Here is a 19216-nt window from a genome sequence, read left to right as displayed (position 1 = left end):
GTTCTGACCATGGCGCAGACGGCGGTAGAGATCGCTCGCGGAGTGCGGGCAGGAGAGCTGGACCCGGTCCAGGTGACCGAGGAAGCCCTCGCCCGGATAGCGGCGGCGGACGGCGTCGTCGGGGCTTTCCGCCGCGTGCGCGCCGCCGAGGCGCGGGCCGAAGCCGCCGAAGTCGCGGCCCGCCCGGATCTGGCTTCGCTGCCGCTGGCGGGTGTCCCCGTCGCCGTCAAAGACGTCACCGAGGTCGCCGGCGAGTACCAGGGCTGGGGCTCGGAAGCCGGCCCTCGCACCCTGGCCGATGCCGACGGTCTGATCGCCGCCCGCCTGCGCGCGGCCGGCGCGGTGATCGTCGGCCTGACCCGCGTGCCGGAGCTGTGCATTTTCCCGACCAGCGACGATCCGGACGGCATCGCCCGCAACCCGCGCAACCCGTCCTTCACCGCGGGCGGTTCCTCCGGCGGAAGCGCAGCCGCGGTAGCCGCGGGCCTGGTCCCGATCGCGCACGGCACCGACGGCTTGGGTTCGATCCGCCTGCCCGCCGGAATGTGCGGGATCGTCGGCCTGAAACCCGGCCGGGACGTGGTCCGCGAAGAAACCCCGGGCTGGTTCGGTCTCTCCACCCACGGCCCGCTGGCCACCACGGTCGCCGACGCCGCCCTCCTGATGTCCGTTCTGGCCGACCGCCCGGAATGGGCGACGCTGGCCCCGTCGGGCCCGCAACGCGTCGCGACCTCTACCCAGGTCCCCTTCACCCGGGCCCCGCTGCCGCGCCCGCTTCGCGCCGCCGTCGACCAAGCCGGAGCTCTCCTGGGCTCAGCTGGCCACTCGGTCGCTTCCGCGACGCCCGCCTACCCACTCCGTGCTCTCGGCGGCCTGCTCGCCCGCTGGTTCGCCGGTCCGGCCGAGCAGATCGAGGGGTCCTTCGATCTGTCCCGTCTCCAGCCGCGCACGCGATTCCACGTCCGCCTGGGCCGCTTGACGGCGCGCCTGGTCAACGACCGAGCCCGCGACGAATGGCAGGCGATCGCGGCGCGGTTCTTCGAGTCGCACGACGTGCTGGTGACCCCGACCTTGGCGACGCTGCCGTTGAAAGCCCGCCGCTGGCACCGGGAATCCTGGCTGGCGAACGCGGTCCCGTCGGTGCGGGTGGCCGCGTTCACCGGCCCGTGGAACCTCGCCGGATACCCGGCGCTGTCGGTTCCCGTGGCCCGCCATCCCGTCCACGACCTGGCGATCTGCGTGCAACTGGTGACGCGCCCCGGCGGGGAACCGGTGCTGCTGGGATTGGCGGGCGAGCTGGAATCGGCGAACCCCTGGCCGCGGACGGTCTAGGACTCGCCTGCCTCAACGCCGTGAAGGGCTCCTTGCGGGAATCAGTTTCCCGCAAGGAGCCCTTCACGGACTTCGTTCCAGAACCGCGGTGAGCCGCTTGGGTCAGCTGCTCGGCTTGCCCGCCGTCTGCGGCTGGGACTTCGCGCCGTTCCCGGTCGAACCGTTCTTCGCGCCGTTTCCGGTCGAGCTTTCCGCCGATCCGCCCTTCGCCGACGAACCGTTCCCGGTCGGCGCCTTGGCCGCGGAACCGTTTTCAGACTTCGGCTTAGGCGACGGTGACGGCGCGGCCTTGGTCTCGACCGGCGCGGGCGAGGGGTCCGGCTTGGCCGGGTCGTCGCCGCCGACGAGCTTCGAGGCGGACGGCAGCACCGATTCCGACGGCAGCGCCGTCAACAGACTTTCGCTCCGGCCGAGGACCTCGTCCGCCAGCGCGAGGTTCTTGCGCGCCTGTTCGCGGATCTCGGCGAGCCGCTCGACCTTCCGCGTCGCCGCGGTGGTGCGCTGAGCCGCCTGCGTGGTCGCCTCGTCGAGACGGCGCTTGGCCTCCGCCGTCGCCTCCTCGACGCGGCGGGTCGCCTCCGCGGTGGCTTCCGCGATCCGGCGCTCGGCCTGGTTTTTGCTGGCCGTGCGCTGGTCGGCGATCATCTTCTCGTGCGCGGTGCGCTCGGCGGTGATCTTCGCGTCGAAATCGCGCTCGATCTTGCGGCGCTTGCGCTCGGCTTCGTTGTCGAGGAGCTCCCGGCGCTGCGCCGCCTCGACCGTCAGCCGCTGCACTTCGGCGCGGGTTTCCTTCAGCGCGGCCTCGTGCTCCGAGTGCAGCGCGTCGGCCTGCTTGTCCAGCTCCTCGACCAAGCGGCGGTACCGCTCGCGCAGCTTCGTGGACGCCTCGGTCGACGACGCCCAGTGCTTCTCGGCCGCCACCTCCGCGCGCTTGGTGATCTCCTCGGCCCGCGCCTGCGCCAGCATGACGGTGCGCTGCATCCGCTCGTCCAGGTCCTCGAGCCGCTCCGGCGGCTTCATCAGTTCCTCTACGCGGGCCTTCAGCTTCGCCGTCTCTCCGCGCGCCGCTTCGAGTTCCCGCGACAGCGTGGCGACCTGAGTCGCCGCCGCGTCGCGGTCGGTGATCAGCCGGTGCAGCTGGGCCTCGAGGTGGTCGAGGTACTGCCGCACCTCGGTGCGGTCGAAGCCGCGCCAGGCTTCGGTGTACTCGCGCCGCAGCGGGAGGAGGCCGTTGTCTCGCTCGGGAACCATGTCCACGACCGTACCCGCGCACCTGGCGTGCGTGCCGCCAGGAGTGGTGAATCACCGCCCCGGGTCGAATCTTGGCGATGATCTCGCCTGAACGGCCTCACCCCCGCGCGAAGCCGTCACTACCAGTGGAACCCGCGCGAAAGCCGGGCCAGCGCCATCGCCGCGCGGGACAGGTGTTTCTCGCCCCGCCCGATCTTCAGTTTCCCGCTGCCGCCCGCCGCCGCGGAGTCCGGGAAGATCCGGAAACCCTGGTAGGCGATCGCGTCGGTCAGCCCGGGCGCGAGCGTGTAGGTCAGCCCGATCGCCTGGCCGGCCGGGGTGCCGATGTGCTTCGGCCGCCGGACCAGCGCTTTCAGCACCATGTCCGCCGCCTGCTCCGGCGATTTCGTCGGGAACGCGTCGTAGATCTTCGTCGGCCGGATCATCGGCGTGCGCACGAGCGGCATGTGGATGGTGGTGAAGGTGATCCCGTCGCCGTGCGTTTCGGTCGCCGCGATCCGGGAGAAGTAGTCCAGCGCGGCCTTCGACGCGGCATAGGCGGAAAACCGCGGCGCGATTCCCTGCACGCCGATCGAGGAAACGTTCACGATGTGCCCGAATTTCCGCTCCGACATGTGCGGGAGGACCGCCAGGATCAGCCGCACCGCGCCGAAGTAGTTGATGGCCATCGCGCGCTCGTAGTCGTGCATCCGGTCGTACGACAGCTTGATCGACCGCCGGATCGACCGGCCGGCGTTGTTCACGAGCATGTCGATCCGGCCGTGTTCGGCGAGCATCGCGTCCACGGCCTTGTGCACCGAATCCTCGTCGGTGAGGTCCGCCGGGTACACCGACGCGGTGCCGCCCGCCGCGATGATCTCGTCGCGCACTTCTTCCAGTTCGTGCTGCCGCCGCGCGACCAGAAGCGGCACCCCGCCCGCAGCGGCGACCTTCAGCGCGGTGGCCCGTCCGATGCCCGACGACGCGCCGGTGATGATCACCCGGCGGCCGTCCAGTTCGCCGCGCGGACCGTGCTTGCGCGCGCGGAACGGGTCGAGGTGTTCGCGCCAGTAGCGCCACAGGGTCGGCGCGTATTCCTCGAGCCGGGGCACCTCGACGCCGCTGCCGGCCAGCGCCTTCCGGGTTTCCGCGGACGCGAACACCGACGGGAACGCCATCGTTTCCAGCAGCACCGGCGGAATGCCGAGCCGCTCCAGCACCGCGTCGCGGGCGATGGTGAATCCGGGAATGTGCTCGCTGAGCTTGACCAGCCCGACGATTCCCTTCGACACCTTGTCGCCGAGCTGCACGGTGATCGTCGGCGCCCCGGCGGCGCGGGCGAACGCGTTGTAGACCGACACCACCGGCTGCGGCTCGGGGTTCACGAGGTGGAAGGCACGGCCGTCGAGGCCCGGCGTGGTGACCAGTTCCAGCAGGGCCTTCGCGACGTAGTCGACCGGAACCACGTTGGTGTCGCCCAGATCCGGGCCCGCGGTCGGGAGGTCGGGCAGCCCGGCGAGCCTGCTGATCGCCGGGAAGAGGTAGTACGGGCCGTCGACCTTGTCCATCTCGCCGGTCTGCGAATCGCCGACGACGACCGCGGGCCGGTACACCCGCCACGGCACCTCGTGCTGCTCCCGGACGAGCTTCTCCGCCTCGAATTTGGTGCGGTGGTACGGCGTGATGAGCCGCTGGCCCACGTCGAACATGTCCTCGGTGAACAGTCCTCCGTGGTCGCCCGCGACGGCGACCGACGAGACGTGGTGCAGACAACCGGCGTTCAGGTCCGCGGCGAGGTCGAGGACGTTCTGCGTACCCTCCACATTGGCCCGGATGCTGGTTTCGTCGTCGGCGGTGAGGTCGTACAGCGCGGCGAGGTGGATGACGTGGTCGACGCCGCGCAGTGCCTCCCGGTCCGCTTCGGACACTCCCATCAGCGGTTCGCCGAGGTCGCCGGTCACCAGCGTCACGCGGTCCGGATGCGGCCATCCGTCGACGAGCACGGACAGCTTCTCCCGCGACGACGCGCGCACCACGAGCGCGACCCGTTCCACGTCCGGCCGGGTGAGCAGCTGCCGGGTGACCTGGCGTCCGATCAACCCGGTCGCGCCCGTCACCAAGAACTTCGCCATCTCCATCACCCTCCGCCGTGCCGCCGCCTGGACCCATGGGCATTCTGCTGCATGGACGCCGCCCTGACCACAACGCGGCAGGGTGATGTTACTCGCAAGTAACTTAGCGTCGGCAAGGATTTTCGCAGGTGACGGCGGATTTCCGCGCGCGACGGGCCCGGCGGATACTGCGCGAATGGACCCCTCGCGCGGTCTCCGCGGGGCATGAGGGGACCCCTCACGCCGGGTCCGCGATCACCACGCGGTTCTCCTCGTACCCGTCGCTCCCGCCGATCCACCGTCCGCCGCAGGTCACCAGGACCACCCGATGCGGCCCGGCCTGCCCGAAGAGGTCGTCGGCGCGGCTCGGCAGATCGTCCTTGTGCACGGTGACCAGCTGCGAAATCCGGTACCGGCTCGTCTTGCCCGCGCGGTCCACGATCGTCACCACGCCGCCGATGCGTTCGCTCCACAGCTCCGAAAACGGGCCGGTCGCGCCGCGCCAGTTCACGTGGCCGGCGAACACGCTCGCGCCGCTGACCGCGTCCAGATCCGCGCCCCACCAGGCCGCCTGGCCGATGTCCGACGGCACCGGAAGCGTGTTGCCGGGTCCGAGGTCCTGGCGCACCATCGCCGCGGTCCCGCCGCCGGGCAGCCGGATCGTGCCCGGCGCCTGCGGTCCCGGTTGCGGAGCTTCCCGGTGCTCCGCGGGCGCGGCGGGCGGTGCGGCCGCCGAACTGCCGGGCGGCGGCGCCGAACTGCTCGACGGCGGAGGCGGCGCGGGAGCCAGCTGCTGCGGGGAAGCGGCCGGAACGGCGGCGGTGGCCGGGGACGCGCTCCCGGCCACCACCGTCGTCGGCGGCGAACTGATCACGACCGTCGCGAGTTCCACTGCCAGCACGCTCGCCGCGCCGAGCACGAACCCGCCGATCAGCCGTCCTTTTCCGCTCATTGCCCTTGCTGCTTTCGATTACCGCCGGGCCGACCGCCGAGCGGCGAACCCGACCAGCGCCGACCCGACGAGCACCAGCGCCGCGAGACCCGCGATGCCGGAGGTGGAGAAGCTCGTCTCGACAGTGCCCTTCGCCATCGTCACCGGCAGGTCGCCGGCGGGAATCGCGTGCGGCACTTCGTTCGGCGTGTTGGCCACAGTCAGCGCAAGTGTGCCGCCCGGCGTCAACGAGCCGCACGCGGCGGGCGGGTTGTTCGGGTCGAACGCGTTGGTGTAGCCCGGCGGCGCGTTCACCTCGACCACGCAGACCTCCTGCGGGGCCAGCAGGTTCTCGACGGTCGCGGTCCCGTTGTCGCCACTGGTGGTGACCACCGCGGGCTGTCCGTCGGGTCCGGTGAGCGGCTTGCCGTTCTGACTGGTGGCCGCGGTCTTGCGGTCCTTGCCGGTGACCCGCAGCGTCGCGCCGCCGATGCCCTTGCCGGTCTTGGCGTCGGTCTTGGTGACCTGCACCTTGCCCGGCTTCGCCACGGCCACGACGCCCTGTGCGGTCAGCTGCTTTTCCCCGCCGGTGCCGACGACGCTCTGGATCCCGTCCTTGGTGTTGACCGGGTTCTGCACGGTCGGCTTGTCCGCGGGCGCCGACAACGACGCGACGAGCTTCGGCTGGTCACCGGTAGGCGTGACCTTCACCGAGACCGTGCCGTTCGCATCGGTCTTCAGTGTCGTGTCTTTCTGCGCTGCCTGGGGCGCGGAATTGCCGGACGAGGAATCCGCCGTCTTCTCCACGTCCGACGGCTTGTCTGCCGTGCCAACGGTCCCGTCAGTGGCGGTCAACTTCACCGGGACGTCCGGGATGCCTTTGCCCTGGGAGTTCTTCACCGCGACTGTCCAGGTCGCGGACTGGCCGACGTGCTGGTCGCCCTTCGGCGCGGTGACCGACGCGGTCCACGGACCGCGGTTCGCCTCCGCCTCGGTCTTCATCTTGGCCACGTCGTTCTTGGCGTCCGGGGTAAGGGCGTTGAAGTATTTCTGCTCGGGATAGGCGGCCTTGTCCGGGGGCGTGCCGAAGTCCGTGTCGCCCGGCGTTCGCGACTTGGCCGTCCACGAGTGCAACAGGTGAGCCAGCGCCGCGGCCTCGTCGTTGTCGGCGGTGTTGCCGTAGCGCAGCAACAGATACGAGATGTTGCCCGCGACGTCGGGCTGCAGCTTTTCGCCCCACTTCGTCAGCAGTTCGTCGCCCGGCTGGTACGCCTCGTCGCTGCCCGGTGCCTTCAGATGGAACCGGACGCAGAACACGTTCTTGCCGCCGACCTTGTACGAGCCGAGCCAGTCTTCGTAATTGGTGCCGCCCTCGTTGTGGACGATCGTCAGGCCAGGGCCCTTCACCGGGTCCGCGGCGGCCGAGGCAACCCCCGGCGTGGTTACGGAGAGTGCGCCGAGCAGTGCGGTCGCGACCAGCCCGGTGGCCGCGCGCCAGCGAGCGCGCGGGCGTGAGATCCACCCCATGGTGTGTTGGCTCCTTCGACGTGCCTGCCGACGCCTCAGCGGCGTCCTCGCAGTTCACCTGATCGAACAACTCCCCGACACGCGTTCGGTCACTTCCCGGACACGCGATGTGAAGGTTCGCGGGTCACCATGGGGGTTGTCTAGAGACCATCGGGTGACCTGCGGTGAACGGTCGTGACCTTCATCGCCTACGGTGGCCGTAACGGGGGTCGCCCCACCCGTGCGGGTGATGAGTAAAATCGGCTTTACCCGAACGGGAACCAGCGAGCCGTCGCGGTCGTTGAACCCGATGCAAGGTGCCAGAAAGTCCAGGAGGACAGGTGCGTTCCAGCAGCAATCCGGCGTTCCGCAATCTCCCGCGCGGCGGGGCCGCGACCGGGCAGTACGGGCCGAACGTCGGCTTCGACCAGCCCTACGGCCAGCCGCCGGGCCAAGGCGGCGTCCCGGGTTACGGCCCTGGGCAGATGGGTACCGCCTCCGCCGACCGTCCGATGACGGTCGACGACGTCGTCATCAAGACCGGCATGTCGCTCGGCGTCGCGCTCGTCATCGGCGTGCTCACGGCGATCTGGGCGCAGACCCAGCTCGTGCGCGATGCGCTCGGCAGGCTCACGCCGACCGGTCCGCTCCTCGGCGCGCTGCTCGGCGGGCTCGTGGTGGGCCTCGTCGTGTCGCTGGTGATCATCTTCAAGCAGAAGCCGAGCGGCCCGCTCACGCTCGTCTACTCCGGCGCCGAGGGCCTGTTCCTCGGTGCGATCAGCGGCCTGCTCGAGGTGTTCCTGCCGGGCATCGCCCTGCAGGCGCTCATCGGCACCGCCGGCGTGTTCGTCGCGATGCTGGTCGTCTACAAGACCGGCGCGGTGAAGGTCACGCCGAAGCTCACCAAGTGGATCGTCGGCGCGGTCGCCGGCGCGGCGATCCTGATGCTGGTCAACCTGATCACCGCGGTGTTCTTCGGGTTCAACCCGCTGCGCGACGGGGGCCCGCTCGCCATCGTCTTCAGCCTGGTGGTCATCGGCATCGCCGCGTTCAGCTTCCTGCTCGACTTCGACCAGGCCGACAAGATGATCCGCGCCGGCATGCCGTCGAAGTGGGCCTGGTACGCCGCGTTCGGTCTGATGACCACGCTGGTGTGGCTGTACCTGGAGATCCTGCGCCTGCTGTCTTACCTGCGCGACTAGCCGTCGTACAGGTTTCCCGGGAAGGGGCGCTCCGCGTTACGCGGAGCGCCTTTTCTGTTTTTCTGCCGAGAACCTCTGCGAGCGCCCTCGGCCGTCGTGTTGGATATGCCCGGTCGGAATCTTTCTTTCGGGTTTGCGAGGTACCACGTGAGCGTCCCCCCGCACGGGCACGGACCGCAGCCGGGCTACGGCCAGAACGGCCCGTCGCCGTTCCAGCAGCACTACGGCCCGGGCGGGATGCCGCCGCAGCCGGGTCCGCGGCGCAAGTTCCCGACCCGGATCGCGGTCCTGATCGCCGTCGCGGTGGCCGTCGTGGTCGCGGGGGTCGCCATCGGTTTCTTCACGTTCGGCAACTCGACCAGCGACACCCACGCGAGCGACTGCATGCACATCGAGAAGTCCGGCTCGACCACCACGACGAAAACCGTCGACTGCACGGACCCCGGCGCGAACGTCAAGGTCGCCGTCACCCGCGCCAACCGGAGCGGGAGCTGCCCGCGCGGGGACTACTACCGCTACACCACCGGCGGCAAGAACCGCCGCGTGCTCTGCCTGATTCCCAACGTCCAGCAGGGGGATTGCCTCTCCGGACTGCGGACGGCCACGACGACCTACCAGAAGGTCGCCTGCACGGACCCGCAGAAGAACGCGGAAATAGTCAAGGTGGTGCCCGGCGCGAAGGACCGTTCGGCGTGCGAGGGCAGCGGTTCGACCGCGGCCCGCTGGTACTCCGACCCCGAGGAAGCCATCTGCATCAAGAGCTGACCGGGGCGGTACAAAGGGGCCGTCCGGACGCCCGGTTTCGGCCGTTCGTCGCACTCCGTGAGACAGGCTGCGTCGGGGCCGCACCGGGACCTAACGTGGATCGCCGCCCGCTGCCGGGCAGGCCCCGTTAATCCCCGACACCCCCAGGAGACGTGGTGGCGACCACTGATTCCCCTGTCGACGAGCGAAAACTCCTCGATTTCCCAACCTCCTGTGCGGCTCCGGCACCTAAACCGGAAGAGCCGGTCAAGGTCGTGCCGCTGGCCGTCGCCGCGGTGCTCGCGGTCGGGCTGACCGCCTACGTCTGGGCGGCGCACGGTGCGAAGTTCGGGGTTCTGCTCGTGCTGGGGCTGCTGCTCGGCCTCGCGCTTTTCCACTCCCGCTTCGGGTTCACGTCCGCGTGGCGGCAGTTCATCGCCGTCGGCAACGGCCAGGGCCTTCGCGCGCACACCCTCCTGCTCGGAACGGCCGCGACGCTCATCGCCCTCATCTGCGGCACCGGCGCGGGTCTCTTCGGCAGCAAACCGCTGCCGGTGTCGAACGTCGGGCCGATCGGGCTCGCGTTGTTCGTCGGGGCCACGCTGTTCGCGATCGGCATGCAGCTCGGCGGCGCGTGCGCGTCCGGGACGCTGTTCGCGGTCGGGGCCGGGCAGTCGACGATCGTGCTGACGCTCGGCGGGTTCATCACCGGCTCGGTCCTCTACACGTGGGGCTACCCGCTTTTCACCGGCTGGCCGCAGGTCTCCGGGTTCCTGCTGTCCGACCACGTCGGCTGGTTCGGTTCGTGGGCGATCACCATCGCGGTGCTGGTCGCGATCGTCCTGGTAACCCGGGTCGTGCAGAAGCGCCGGGTGCCGCCGCCGGTCGACACCGTGCCGACGGCACGCGGGTTCGCCCGGATCTTCCGCGGCTCGTGGCCGATCCTCGTCGGCGCGGTCGTGCTCGGCGTGCTGGCCGGCGCGGTGTACCTGGTTTCCGGCGGCATCTGGGGCGTCACGAGCGCGTTCAGCCTGTGGGGCGCGAAAATCCTCCAGGTGTTCGGGCTGCACCCGGAGCACTGGGAGTTCTGGCGGCTGAAGGCGAACGCGGCGTCGCTGTCCAAGCCGATCTGGCAGGACAAGACGAGCCTCACCGACATCGGCATCATGATCGGCGCGTTCGTCGCCGCCGCGGCCGCGGGCGCGTGGAAGATCCACAGCTCGATCCCGTGGCGCACCGCGGTCGCCGCGATCCTCGGCGGAATCCTGATGGGCATCGGCGCACGACTGGCGAACGGCTGCAACATCGGCGCGTACCTCGGCGGCATTTCCGTCGGCAGCCTGCACGGCTGGCTGTGGGGCGCGTTCGCGCTTTTCGGCACCTGGATCGGGCTGAAACTGCGGCCGTTGTTCGGTTTGGGCAACCCGGTGCGCACGGACAGTATCTGCTGACTCGGGCGGGGACTTTTCGCAGGTCATCGTGGCTGCGCGAAAAGTCCCCACGCAGTTCGTCCGCCAGCGAAAAAGGCTGCGTCGCCGCTTGCCGCTCGGCTAGTCTGGAGCGTGCGCAAGGGGGAACCGCGGTCGTATTGTCGCGTCGCGGGCTTGCGCTTCACCACTCACAGATGGGGTTCCGCATGTCCGCACCAGCGGATCCGGCCGTGCCGGATGCCGGTGACAAACTCGACCGGGGAGTGCTGAAGGTCGCTTCCGTGGTGGTGCTCGGCGCCATCATGGCGATCCTCGACACCACCGTGGTCAACGTCGCTCTCCAGAAGCTCACCATCCAGTTCACCACGTCGTTCGACACCATCCAGTGGGTCGCGACCGGCTACATGCTGGCGCTGGCGACCGTCATCCCGGTCACCGGATGGGCGTCCGACCGGTTCGGCACGAAACGGCTGTACCTGCTCGCGATCGGCACCTTCCTGGTCGGGTCGATGCTGGCCGGGCTCGCCTGGAACGTCGAATCGCTGATCGCGTTCCGCGTCGTGCAGGGCCTCGGCGGCGGCATGCTGATGCCGGCCGGCATGACGATCCTGACCCGGGCGGCCGGTCCGCAGCGGATCGGCCGGGTGATGGCCGTGCTGGGCGTGCCGATGCTGCTCGGCCCGATCTGCGGTCCGATCCTCGGCGGCTGGCTGGTCGACTCGGTGAGCTGGCGCTGGATCTTCTACCTCAACGTCCCGATCGGCGTGATCGCCTTCCTGCTCGCGCTGCGGCTGCTGCCGAAAGACAACCCGGAACCCGGCAACCCGTTCGACTTCCTCGGCATGCTGATGGTGTCGCCGGGGCTGGCCGCGCTGATCTTCGGCGTCTCGCGGATCCCGTCCACCGGCACCGTCGCGGACCTCCAGGTGTGGCTGCCCGCGCTGGCCGGGCTGGTGTTGCTGGTCGCGTTCGTGCTGCGGGCGCGGACCATGGAGCATCCGCTGATCGACCTGAAGCTGTTCCGCAACCGGTCGTTCTCGGTCGCGATGATCACGATGTCGGTGTTCTGCATCGGCTTCTTCGGCGCGATGCTGCTGTTGCCCACGTATTTCGTGCTGGTGCGCGGCGAGACCGCGCTCAACGCGGGTCTGCTGCTGGCCCCGCAGGGCCTGGGCGCGATGCTGGCGATGCCGGTCACCGGACGGCTCGCGGACAAGATCGCCGCGCGCAAGATCGTGCTGCCCGGCCTCGTCTTGATCGCGCTGGGCATGGTGGTGTTCACGCGGGTCAGCGCGACCACGCCGTACTGGGAGCTGTTGTCCGCGCTGTTCGTGATGGGCATCGGCATGGGCTGCACGATGATGCCGATCACCTCGGCCGCGCTGCAGACCTTGCGGCCCAAGGACATGGCGAAGGCGTCGACCGCGACGAACATCCTGCAGCAGACCGCGGGCGCGATCGGGTCCGCGGTGATGTCGATCATCCTGGCGGCACTGCTCGCCGGGAAGTTCGGCGTCCCCACGAGCCAGGGCCAGCTGGTCGCCACCGCGGCGACGACGAACCCGGCGACGCACGACGCCGCGGCCGGCCTCGCGGGCGAGTCGTTCGCGACGACGTTCCTGTGGGGGACGATTCTGCTGGCGCTGTGCCTGGTGCCCGCGTTCTTCCTGCCGAAGAAACGCGTGGTGCCCGAGGCGGCGGAATCCGGCGAGACCGCTCCGCCGGTGCTGATGCACTGACGTTCTATCCGACGAGAAGGGCCGCCCGCGAAACCCCGCGGGCGTCCCTTCTCGTTGCCGGAACTAGGAAAGCCGCTCCAGCACCATCGCCATGCCCTGTCCGCCGCCGACGCACATCGTCTCGAGGCCGAACTGCTTGTCGTGGTGCTGCAGGGAGTTGATCAGCGTCGAGGTGATCCGCGCGCCGGTCATGCCGAACGGGTGGCCGACCGCGATCGCGCCGCCGTTGACGTTCAGCCGGTCCAGGTCGATGCCGAGGTCGCGGTAGGACGGGATGACCTGCGCGGCGAACGCCTCGTTGATCTCGACCAGGTCGATGTCCGAAATGGACAGACCGGCGCGGGACAGCGCCTGCTTCGACGCCTCGACCGGGCCGTAGCCCATGATCTCCGGCGACAGCCCGGTGACGCCGGTGGACACGACGCGCGCCAGCGGCGTCAGGCCCAGTTCGCGCGCCTTCGTGTCGGACATGATCACGACGGCCGCCGCGCCGTCGTTGAGCGGGCAGCAGTTGCCGGCGGTGATCCGGCCGTCGGGGCGGAAGACCGGCTTCAGCCCGGACACGCCCTCGAGCGTGACGCCCGCGCGCGGACCGTCGTCCTTCGACACGACCGTGCCGTCCGGGAGCGTGACCGGCGTGATGTCCTTGGCCCAGAAACCGTCCGCGATGGCCTTCTCGGCGAGGTTCTGCGAGCGCACGCCGAACTCGTCCATCTCCTCGCGGGTGATGCCCTTGAGCCGCGCGAGGTTCTCCGCGGTCTGGCCCATCGCGATGTAGACGTCCGGGAGCTGCCCGTTCTCGCGCGGGTCCTGCCAGCTGTCCGCACCGGACTCGGCGGTGGCCTGCGTGCGCGCCTCGGCCTCGGCGAACAGCGGGTTGTGCGTGTTCGGCCAGGAGTCGGAGCTGCCGTTGGCGAACCGCGACACGGTCTCGACGCCCGCCGAGATGAAGACGTCGCCCTCGCCCGCCTTGATCGCGTGCAGCGCCATCCGGGTGGTCTGCAAGCTGGAGGAGCAGTACCGGGTGATCGTGCAGCCGGGCAGGTGGTCGTAGCCGAGTTCGACGGCCACCGCGCGGCCCATGTTGAAGCCGGACTCGCCGCCGGGCAGGCCGCAGCCGAGCATCAGGTCGTCGATGTCGGCCGGGTCGAGCTGGGGCACCTTGTCCAGCGCCGCGCGCACCATCTGCACGGCCAGGTCGTCGGGACGCATCCCGACCAGAGAGCCCTTCCCGGCGCGTCCGATCGGGGAGCGGGCGGTGGAGACGATGACAGCTTCGGGCATGACAGACACATCCTCGGGTCGGCGGCACTAAGCGGTTGCTCACCATCTTGCCGCGTCCGGCGTCCGATCGAAAGCCGAAGGCGACATGCACCACCTTGCTCCCGTGGGAGGATTTCCGCCGTGACAGAGCGCAACCGGGTGTTGTCCACGCGCACCATCGCGTGGTGGGGGACCGGCATCGTGCTGCTCGCGGCCGTCGCGGCGGCTCTGCTGCTGTGGCTGCTCGGCGGCGGCACCCCGGCGGATTCGTCTCGGCTCGACGCGTTGCGCACGGCCTCGAGCATCGTCGTCGGCACCGGCGGCGCGGCCGCGCTCCTGCTCGCCGCGCGACGCCAGCGGTCCGCGGAACTGGATCTGGAACAGAAGGACCACGACGCGACCGAGCGCCGGATCACCGACATGTACGGCAAGGCCGCCGACCAGCTCGGCAGCGACAAGGCCCCGGTCCGGCTGGCCGGGCTGTACGCGCTCGAACGGCTCGCGCAAAGCCACGCGGACCAGCGGCAGACCATCGTCAACGTCCTCTGCGCGTACCTGCGGATGCCGCTCGACGGCACGGACGAAGAGGTCCAGGTGCGCAAGGCCGCGCAGCGGATCCTGATGCTGCACCTGCGCCCGGGCGCCGGGGAGGAACCGAACGGGTCGTACTGGCCGGACATCGACCTCGACTTCTCCGGAGCCGAGCTCATCGCGCTGACCCTGTCACACTGCCGGATCCGTTCCATTGTTTGCTATCAGACCGAATTTCAGGAAATCGCGACCTTTCGCGGTACGGAATTCGGCACCAAAGCCGATTTTCATGAAGCCACGTTCCACGACCGCGCGGACTTCCGCGGCACCGTCTTCGGCGGCGAGCGCGACGTTTTCCGCGGCACGAAGTTCGAACAGCACGCGGAATTCGGGATGAACTCGGAAGCCCGGCTGGCCGGAGCGCTCGCGAAGCCCGGATACAAACGCTCCTGGCCGCCCGGCTGGACCGAGGAACCCGGCGACGACGGCTGGCTCCGCGTGGTCCCTTCGAGCGTTCCGGAATAACGGCGGAACCACCAAGATTCGTGGAGAGTCAACACGAAGTGGATCCCCGACCAGGAGGTGAACCGGCAATGGGCGCCATCAAGCGTTGGGGTGCGGCACCGCGGGCCGGGACGGATCTCCGGGACGGGATCACGGATCGGCGTGCGGCGGTCCCGAGCTAGCCGGTCCGGCACCCGCCTGTTTAGGCTGGCCGGGTGGAGTACGCAGAACACATCGTGGACCTCGTGGGCAACACCCCGCTGGTCAAGCTGAATTCGCTTACGCGGGGGCTCAAGCCGCTCGTGCTCGCCAAGGTCGAGTACGTCAACCCGGGCGGCAGCGTGAAGGACCGGATCGCGCTGCGGATGATCGAGGCCGCCGAAGCCTCCGGCGAACTGCGCCCTGGCGGCACGATCGTCGAGCCCACCTCGGGCAACACCGGGGTCGGGCTCGCCATGGTCGCCCAGCGCAAGGGCTACCAGTGCGTGTTCGTCTGCCCGGACAAGGTGAGCGAGGACAAACGCAACGTGCTGCGCGCGTACGGCGCCCGCGTCGTCGTGTGCCCCACCGCGGTCGCTCCCGAGCACCCCGACTCCTACTACAACGTGTCCGACCGGCTCGTGCGCGAGATCGAGGGCGCCTGGAAGCCCAACCAGTACGCCAACCCGGAGAACCCGGCCAGCCACTACTACTCCACCGGCCCCGAGCTCTGGCGGCAGACCGACGGCAAGATCACCCACTTCGTCGCGGGCGTCGGCACCGGCGGCACGATCTCCGGCACCGGCAAGTACCTGAAGGAGGTCAGCGACGGCCGCGTCCAGGTCATCGGGGCCGATCCCGAGGGCTCGGTGTACTCCGGCGGCAGCGGCCGGCCGTACCTGGTCGAGGGCGTCGGCGAGGACTTCTGGCCGGAAACCTACGACCGGAACATCGCGGACCAGATCATCCCGATCAGCGACGCGCACTCCTTCGAGACCACGCGCCGGCTCGCGACCGAGGAAGGCCTGCTCGTCGGCGGTTCGTGCGGGATGGCCGTGGCCGCCGCGCTCAAGCTGGCCGAGGGGCTGACCGAGGACGACGTCGTGGTCGTGCTGCTGCCCGACGGCGGCCGCGGCTACCTCACCAAGGTGTTCAACGACGGCTGGATGTCGTCCTACGGCTTCCTCCCGCCGGACTCCTCCGGCGCGACCGTCGGCGACGTGCTGACCCGCAAGTCCGGCGCGCTGCCCAGCCTCGTGCACTCGCATCCGAACGAGACGGTCGCCGAAGCGGTGGCGATCCTGTCGGAATTCGGCGTGAGCCAGATGCCCGTGGTCAGCGCCGAACCGCCGGTGATGGCCGCCGAGGTGGTCGGCGCGGTCAACGAGCGCGACCTGCTCGACGCGCTGTTCACCGGCAAGGCCCAGCTGGCCGACCGGCTGGAGACGCACATGTCGCCGCCGCTGCCCACGATCGGGGCGGGCGAGCAGGTGAGCGCCGCGATGAAGGCGCTCGAGGGGGCCGACGGCGCGCTGGTGCTGATCGACGGCAAGCCGGCGGGCGTCGTCACCAGGCACGATCTGCTCGCGTTCCTCGCGGGCCGCTAGCCCGGACCTCGCGGAAGGCCGGCCGGGGCGTCTGCGAGCGTCCCGGCCGGGCATCCGATAGCGTTACGGCCGAATAGAACTTTTTCGCGTCCTCGTCAAGGGGGTTCAAGACCCACATGAGTGCTCCGCAGCCACCGAACCAGCCCTGGGACGGCGGCCAGCAGCCGCCGCAGGGCCCGTCGAGTGGTCCTACACCGCAGCAGGACAGTCCCTTCGGCGCGTCGGAGCCGACCCAGGTGGTCCAGCCGGGCCAGCCGCAGCAGCCCTCCCATGGCGGCGGCACCTTCGGCGACACCCCGGAACCGACGCAGGTCGTGCAGCCGGGACAGCCGGCTGACTCGAACGCCACCCAGGTGGTCAACCCCGTGAGCGCCGAGGGCAACGCCGAGTCGACGCAGCTGGTCCCGCCGAGCCAGCAGCCGCAGAACATCCCGTACGCCCCGCCGCCGAGCGCGGCGGACAACCCGGCCGCGGTCGCCGGGTTCGGCGCCCCGCAGGGCTTCGGCCAGCCGGGTCAGCCCGGGCAGCCGGGACAGCCGCCGCAGGGCTTCGGCCAGCCGGGCGGCTACGACCAGGGCGGCTTCGGCGGCCCGCCGCAGGGCGCGTTCGGCCAGCCCGGGCAGCCGGGTCAGCAGGGCTTCGGCCAGCCCGCACAGTTCGGCGCGTCCCCCGCGCAGTCCTCGGGCGGCGGCAACGCGCTGTACGGCTACATCGCCGGCGGCATCACCGCGGTGCTCGGCCTGGTCGCGCTGATCGTCTCGTTCGGTTACATGAGCGACACCAGCGACTACTCGAAGATGTACGACAGCTCGAGCCGGTACCAGAAGCTGTTCGACGAGGCCGGTCTCGCGTCGCCGGGCACGCTGTGGTTCTACGTGATCATGATCCTGGTCGGCGCGGTGATCGCGCTGGCAGGCGGCGTCGCGCTGGCGCTCGCCTCGCGCGCCGCCGTGCTGCGCAAGCTCGCCCCGATCGGCGTGCTCGTCGGCGGCGTGCTGCTGCTGCTGTTCTCGATCCTGGCGAAGTCCGGGACCTCGGTCAGCAGCTCCTTCGCCGACAAGTACGGCGGCGCCGGCTCCAGCGCGACGAGCGGCGGCGGCATGCTGACGCTGATCCTCGGCATCATCATCCTGATCATCGGCGTGGTCGCGATCATCCCGGCCACCTCGCAGTACGTCGGCCTCGGTTCGTCCTCGGGCGGCTCCGGCGGTCCGGGCGGCCCCGGTGGGCCGGGTGGCCCTGGTGGCCCGCAGCAGCCGGGCGGCTTCGGCGGACAGCAGGGCTTCGGCCAGCCGCAGTCCGGCGGTTTCCCGCCTCCGGGCGGACCCAACCCGGGCAGCGGCGGCTTCCCGCAGCCGGGCCAGCCGGGCGGTCCGAACCCGGGCAGCGGGGGCTTCCCGCAGCCGGGCTTCGGCCAGCAGCCGCCTCCCGGTTACGGCCACCCGGGCCAGCAGCCGGGCTACGGCCAGCCGCCGCAGCAGCCGGGCGGTTTCGGCCAGCCGGGCCAGTACCCGCCGCCGGGCGGGCAGCAGCCCCCTCCGGGCTACGGCCAGCCGGGCCAGCAGCCGCCGCAGCAGTGGTGACTCGCTGAATCTCCGCGAAGGGCGTCTCCGTCTCGCGACGGCGGCGCCCTTCGTCGTTTCCGGTCCGTCTTTTGCGGGATTCGCGAAAAGGTGGTGGCCTTTTCCCGGCGGTTCCGGCAGCCGGGGGAATTGCGGCGCCCATGCGCTCGCGCCGGTCCCTCATCGCGCATTTCCGGGCTAGGGTGGGCGCCGTCCGAATCGCCTTTCCAAGCCAGGGGGGATCTGCCGTGAGCGGCCTGCACGGACTTCCGGCACGGCAGCGGGAACGGGAATCCTCCGAGGCGGAGCCGGCGCCGTACCGGCCGAACGGGAGCACCGCGATCGCGGCCGGGTTGTTCGGGCTCGTCGCCGCCGCGACGTCCGGGTATCTTCCGGCAAAGCTGTTCCTCGACATTCCGTCCGGGTTCAGCCTCGGCGACCTCCCGCCGTTGACGCTCGCCGATCTCGCCGCGTACCTGGCCGCTTCGCTGGTCTTGCTGCTCGGTGCGATCGCGACCTTTTTCCGCGCCACAGCCGGCGCGGTGCTGCTTATCGCGGGCTCGTTGCTCGCGCTCAGCGCGCTTCTGCTGGAGCCCGCGCAGGGCGGTTCCCCGGCGTATCTCGCGTACTTCCGGACGCTGCTGCGGTTCGAGAATTTCGCCGCGCTCGACCGCGTCGCGCTGGCGGCGGCGGTGCTGCTCGTGCTGGTGCTGGCGGGCCTGCCGCGGACCTTCGGCTACTTGCGCTATCGCGTACCCGTCGTACCCGTTTCGTCACCCTCGCGACAGTGGTAATTCCGCCCCGAAAACGGGGCGGACCTGGCACGATACAAGCACTCCACCCGCCGCCCGGCGGGCCCGATGCACCGAGGACTCCCCGTGACTTACCCCCAGAACCCGCAGGGCCAGCCCCAGCAGCCGCAGAGCGGCCCGTTCCCCGGGCAGCCGTATCCGGCGAGCCAGCCGACGCCGGCCCAGCCGTACCCGGGCGCGCCGCAGCAGCCGTTCGCCCCGCCCGCCGCAGGTCAGCAGTACCCGGCGTACCCGGGCGGGCCTGGCGTGTATCAGCAGAAACCGAACGGCGCGACCGCGATCATCGCGGGGATTCTCGCGATTCTCGGCGGGATCTTCGCGATCATCGGCGTGATCGCCTCGGTCGTGGTGATCGCGAACGTCCACACGACGATGTGGCAGTTCTACCTGACGCTGGTCGTCGACGCGGTCCTCGTCGGCCTGCTGTTCTTCGGCGGCATCGGCCTGTTCCTGCACAAGCCGGCCGCTCGGCTGTGCACGATCATCGGCTGCGGGCTGACGATCGCGCTGGGAATCGTGTCGGTCATCGCCGCGTCGGCCATGACCTCGAGTCTCCACACCAGCAGCAGCGCGCAGATCCTCGGCGCGGGCATCGGCGGTGCGTTGGTCGGGATGATCCCGCCGGTCGCGACGCTGGTGCTGGCGATCGTGAAGCCCACCGCCGACTGGGTCAACTACCGTCCGGGTGCGCCGGCCCAGCAGGGCGGCTACCCGGCGCCGCAGGGCTGGTGAG

15 protein-coding genes are annotated in these 19216 nt (G+C 70.2%); 10 read left to right on the top strand and 5 right to left on the bottom strand.

The genetic code is table 11. The features are described 5' to 3' along the window. The first annotated feature begins 9 nt into the window (after positions 1-9). A complete protein-coding gene (locus H5411_RS13415) occupies positions 10-1332 on the top strand; it encodes an amidase (RefSeq protein ID WP_183123932.1) in 1323 nt (440 codons plus the stop codon). A gap of 102 nt (positions 1333-1434) precedes the next feature. Here the strand turns inward: H5411_RS13415 and H5411_RS13410 are convergent, their stop codons facing one another. The 4 genes from H5411_RS13410 to H5411_RS13395 form a co-directional block, all read right to left on the bottom strand. Beyond that, a complete protein-coding gene (locus H5411_RS13410; protein ID WP_183123931.1) occupies positions 1435-2583 on the bottom strand; it encodes a cell division protein DivIVA in 1149 nt (382 codons plus the stop codon). Between the two features lie 119 nt (positions 2584-2702). Beyond that, positions 2703-4694 carry an SDR family oxidoreductase gene (locus tag H5411_RS13405; protein WP_183123930.1) on the bottom strand — a complete coding sequence of 664 codons (1992 nt, stop codon included), beginning with the start codon at positions 4692-4694 and terminating at the stop codon, positions 2703-2705. Positions 4695-4911: 217 nt separating this feature from the next. After that, the gene (locus H5411_RS13400; protein WP_183123929.1) at positions 4912-5625 is read right to left on the bottom strand and encodes a class F sortase; all 714 of its coding nucleotides are present in this window, start codon (positions 5623-5625) and stop codon (positions 4912-4914) included. A gap of 18 nt (positions 5626-5643) precedes the next feature. Beyond that, positions 5644-7131 carry an MSCRAMM family protein gene (locus H5411_RS13395; protein WP_183123928.1) on the bottom strand — a complete coding sequence of 496 codons (1488 nt, stop codon included), beginning with the start codon at positions 7129-7131 and terminating at the stop codon, positions 5644-5646. Between the two features lie 320 nt (positions 7132-7451). Between H5411_RS13395 and H5411_RS13390 the strand changes: the two genes are divergently transcribed. The 4 genes from H5411_RS13390 to H5411_RS13375 all read left to right on the top strand — a co-directional run bounded on the left by H5411_RS13390 (position 7452) and on the right by H5411_RS13375 (position 12225). Beyond that, on the top strand, positions 7452-8312 hold the full coding sequence (locus H5411_RS13390; RefSeq protein ID WP_183123927.1) for a Bax inhibitor-1/YccA family protein: 861 nt from the start codon (positions 7452-7454) through the stop codon (positions 8310-8312). Positions 8313-8459: 147 nt separating this feature from the next. After that, complete coding sequence (locus tag H5411_RS13385; RefSeq protein ID WP_220816872.1) at positions 8460-9077, top strand: LppU/SCO3897 family protein; 618 nt, start codon at positions 8460-8462, stop codon at positions 9075-9077. Positions 9078-9229: 152 nt separating this feature from the next. Next, complete coding sequence (locus H5411_RS13380; protein WP_376772139.1) at positions 9230-10507, top strand: YeeE/YedE family protein; 1278 nt, start codon at positions 9230-9232, stop codon at positions 10505-10507. Between the two features lie 185 nt (positions 10508-10692). Next, positions 10693-12225 (top strand): DHA2 family efflux MFS transporter permease subunit, encoded by a 1533-nt coding sequence (locus tag H5411_RS13375; protein ID WP_183123924.1) that lies wholly within the window; start codon positions 10693-10695, stop codon positions 12223-12225. Between the two features lie 63 nt (positions 12226-12288). Here the strand turns inward: H5411_RS13375 and H5411_RS13370 are convergent, their stop codons facing one another. Next, entirely contained in the window at positions 12289-13509 is a 1221-nt protein-coding gene (locus H5411_RS13370) for an acetyl-CoA C-acetyltransferase (protein ID WP_101437739.1), read from the bottom strand. 120 nt (positions 13510-13629) lie between these two features. On the opposite strand from H5411_RS13370, the gene H5411_RS13365 reads away from it, so the two are divergent. From H5411_RS13365 to H5411_RS13345, 5 genes are all read left to right on the top strand, one after another. Further along, positions 13630-14544: a pentapeptide repeat-containing protein gene (locus H5411_RS13365; protein ID WP_183123923.1), complete on the top strand. Its 915-nt coding sequence runs from the start codon at positions 13630-13632 to the stop codon at positions 14542-14544. A 194-nt stretch (positions 14545-14738) separates the two neighbouring features. Further along, positions 14739-16109 (top strand): cystathionine beta-synthase, encoded by a 1371-nt coding sequence (locus tag H5411_RS13360; RefSeq protein ID WP_101437741.1) that lies wholly within the window; start codon positions 14739-14741, stop codon positions 16107-16109. Between the two features lie 116 nt (positions 16110-16225). Beyond that, on the top strand, positions 16226-17692 hold the full coding sequence (locus H5411_RS13355) for a hypothetical protein (protein WP_183123922.1): 1467 nt from the start codon (positions 16226-16228) through the stop codon (positions 17690-17692). Positions 17693-17919: 227 nt separating this feature from the next. Further along, entirely contained in the window at positions 17920-18465 is a 546-nt protein-coding gene (locus H5411_RS13350) for a hypothetical protein (protein ID WP_312878198.1), read from the top strand. Between the two features lie 84 nt (positions 18466-18549). Continuing rightward, positions 18550-19215, top strand: coding sequence for a hypothetical protein (locus H5411_RS13345; protein ID WP_183123921.1), 666 nt, complete (start codon positions 18550-18552; stop codon positions 19213-19215). The last annotated feature ends 1 nt before the right edge of the window (position 19216 follow it).

Source organism: Amycolatopsis echigonensis, assembly GCF_014174495.1.
GTDB lineage: Bacteria > Actinomycetota > Actinomycetes > Mycobacteriales > Pseudonocardiaceae > Amycolatopsis > Amycolatopsis echigonensis.
The sequence above is the reverse complement of the archived record's forward strand: the minus strand, read 5'-3'. Positions and strand labels throughout refer to the sequence as shown.

What these genes read in the sequence shown, in the direction of transcription:
- H5411_RS13415 (WP_183123932.1), top strand. Translation starts at nt 10, where the DNA reads ATGGCGCAGACGGCGGTAGAGATCGCTCGCGGAGTGCGGGCAGGAGAG.
- H5411_RS13410 (WP_183123931.1), bottom strand. Translation starts at nt 2,583, where the DNA reads ATGGTTCCCGAGCGAGACAACGGCCTCCTCCCGCTGCGGCGCGAGTAC.
- H5411_RS13405 (WP_183123930.1), bottom strand. Translation starts at nt 4,694, where the DNA reads ATGGCGAAGTTCTTGGTGACGGGCGCGACCGGGTTGATCGGACGCCAG.
- H5411_RS13400 (WP_183123929.1), bottom strand. Translation starts at nt 5,625, where the DNA reads ATGAGCGGAAAAGGACGGCTGATCGGCGGGTTCGTGCTCGGCGCGGCG.
- H5411_RS13395 (WP_183123928.1), bottom strand. Translation starts at nt 7,131, where the DNA reads ATGGGGTGGATCTCACGCCCGCGCGCTCGCTGGCGCGCGGCCACCGGG.
- H5411_RS13375 (WP_183123924.1), top strand. Translation starts at nt 10,693, where the DNA reads ATGTCCGCACCAGCGGATCCGGCCGTGCCGGATGCCGGTGACAAACTC.
- H5411_RS13370 (WP_101437739.1), bottom strand. Translation starts at nt 13,509, where the DNA reads ATGCCCGAAGCTGTCATCGTCTCCACCGCCCGCTCCCCGATCGGACGC.
- H5411_RS13355 (WP_183123922.1), top strand. Translation starts at nt 16,226, where the DNA reads ATGAGTGCTCCGCAGCCACCGAACCAGCCCTGGGACGGCGGCCAGCAG.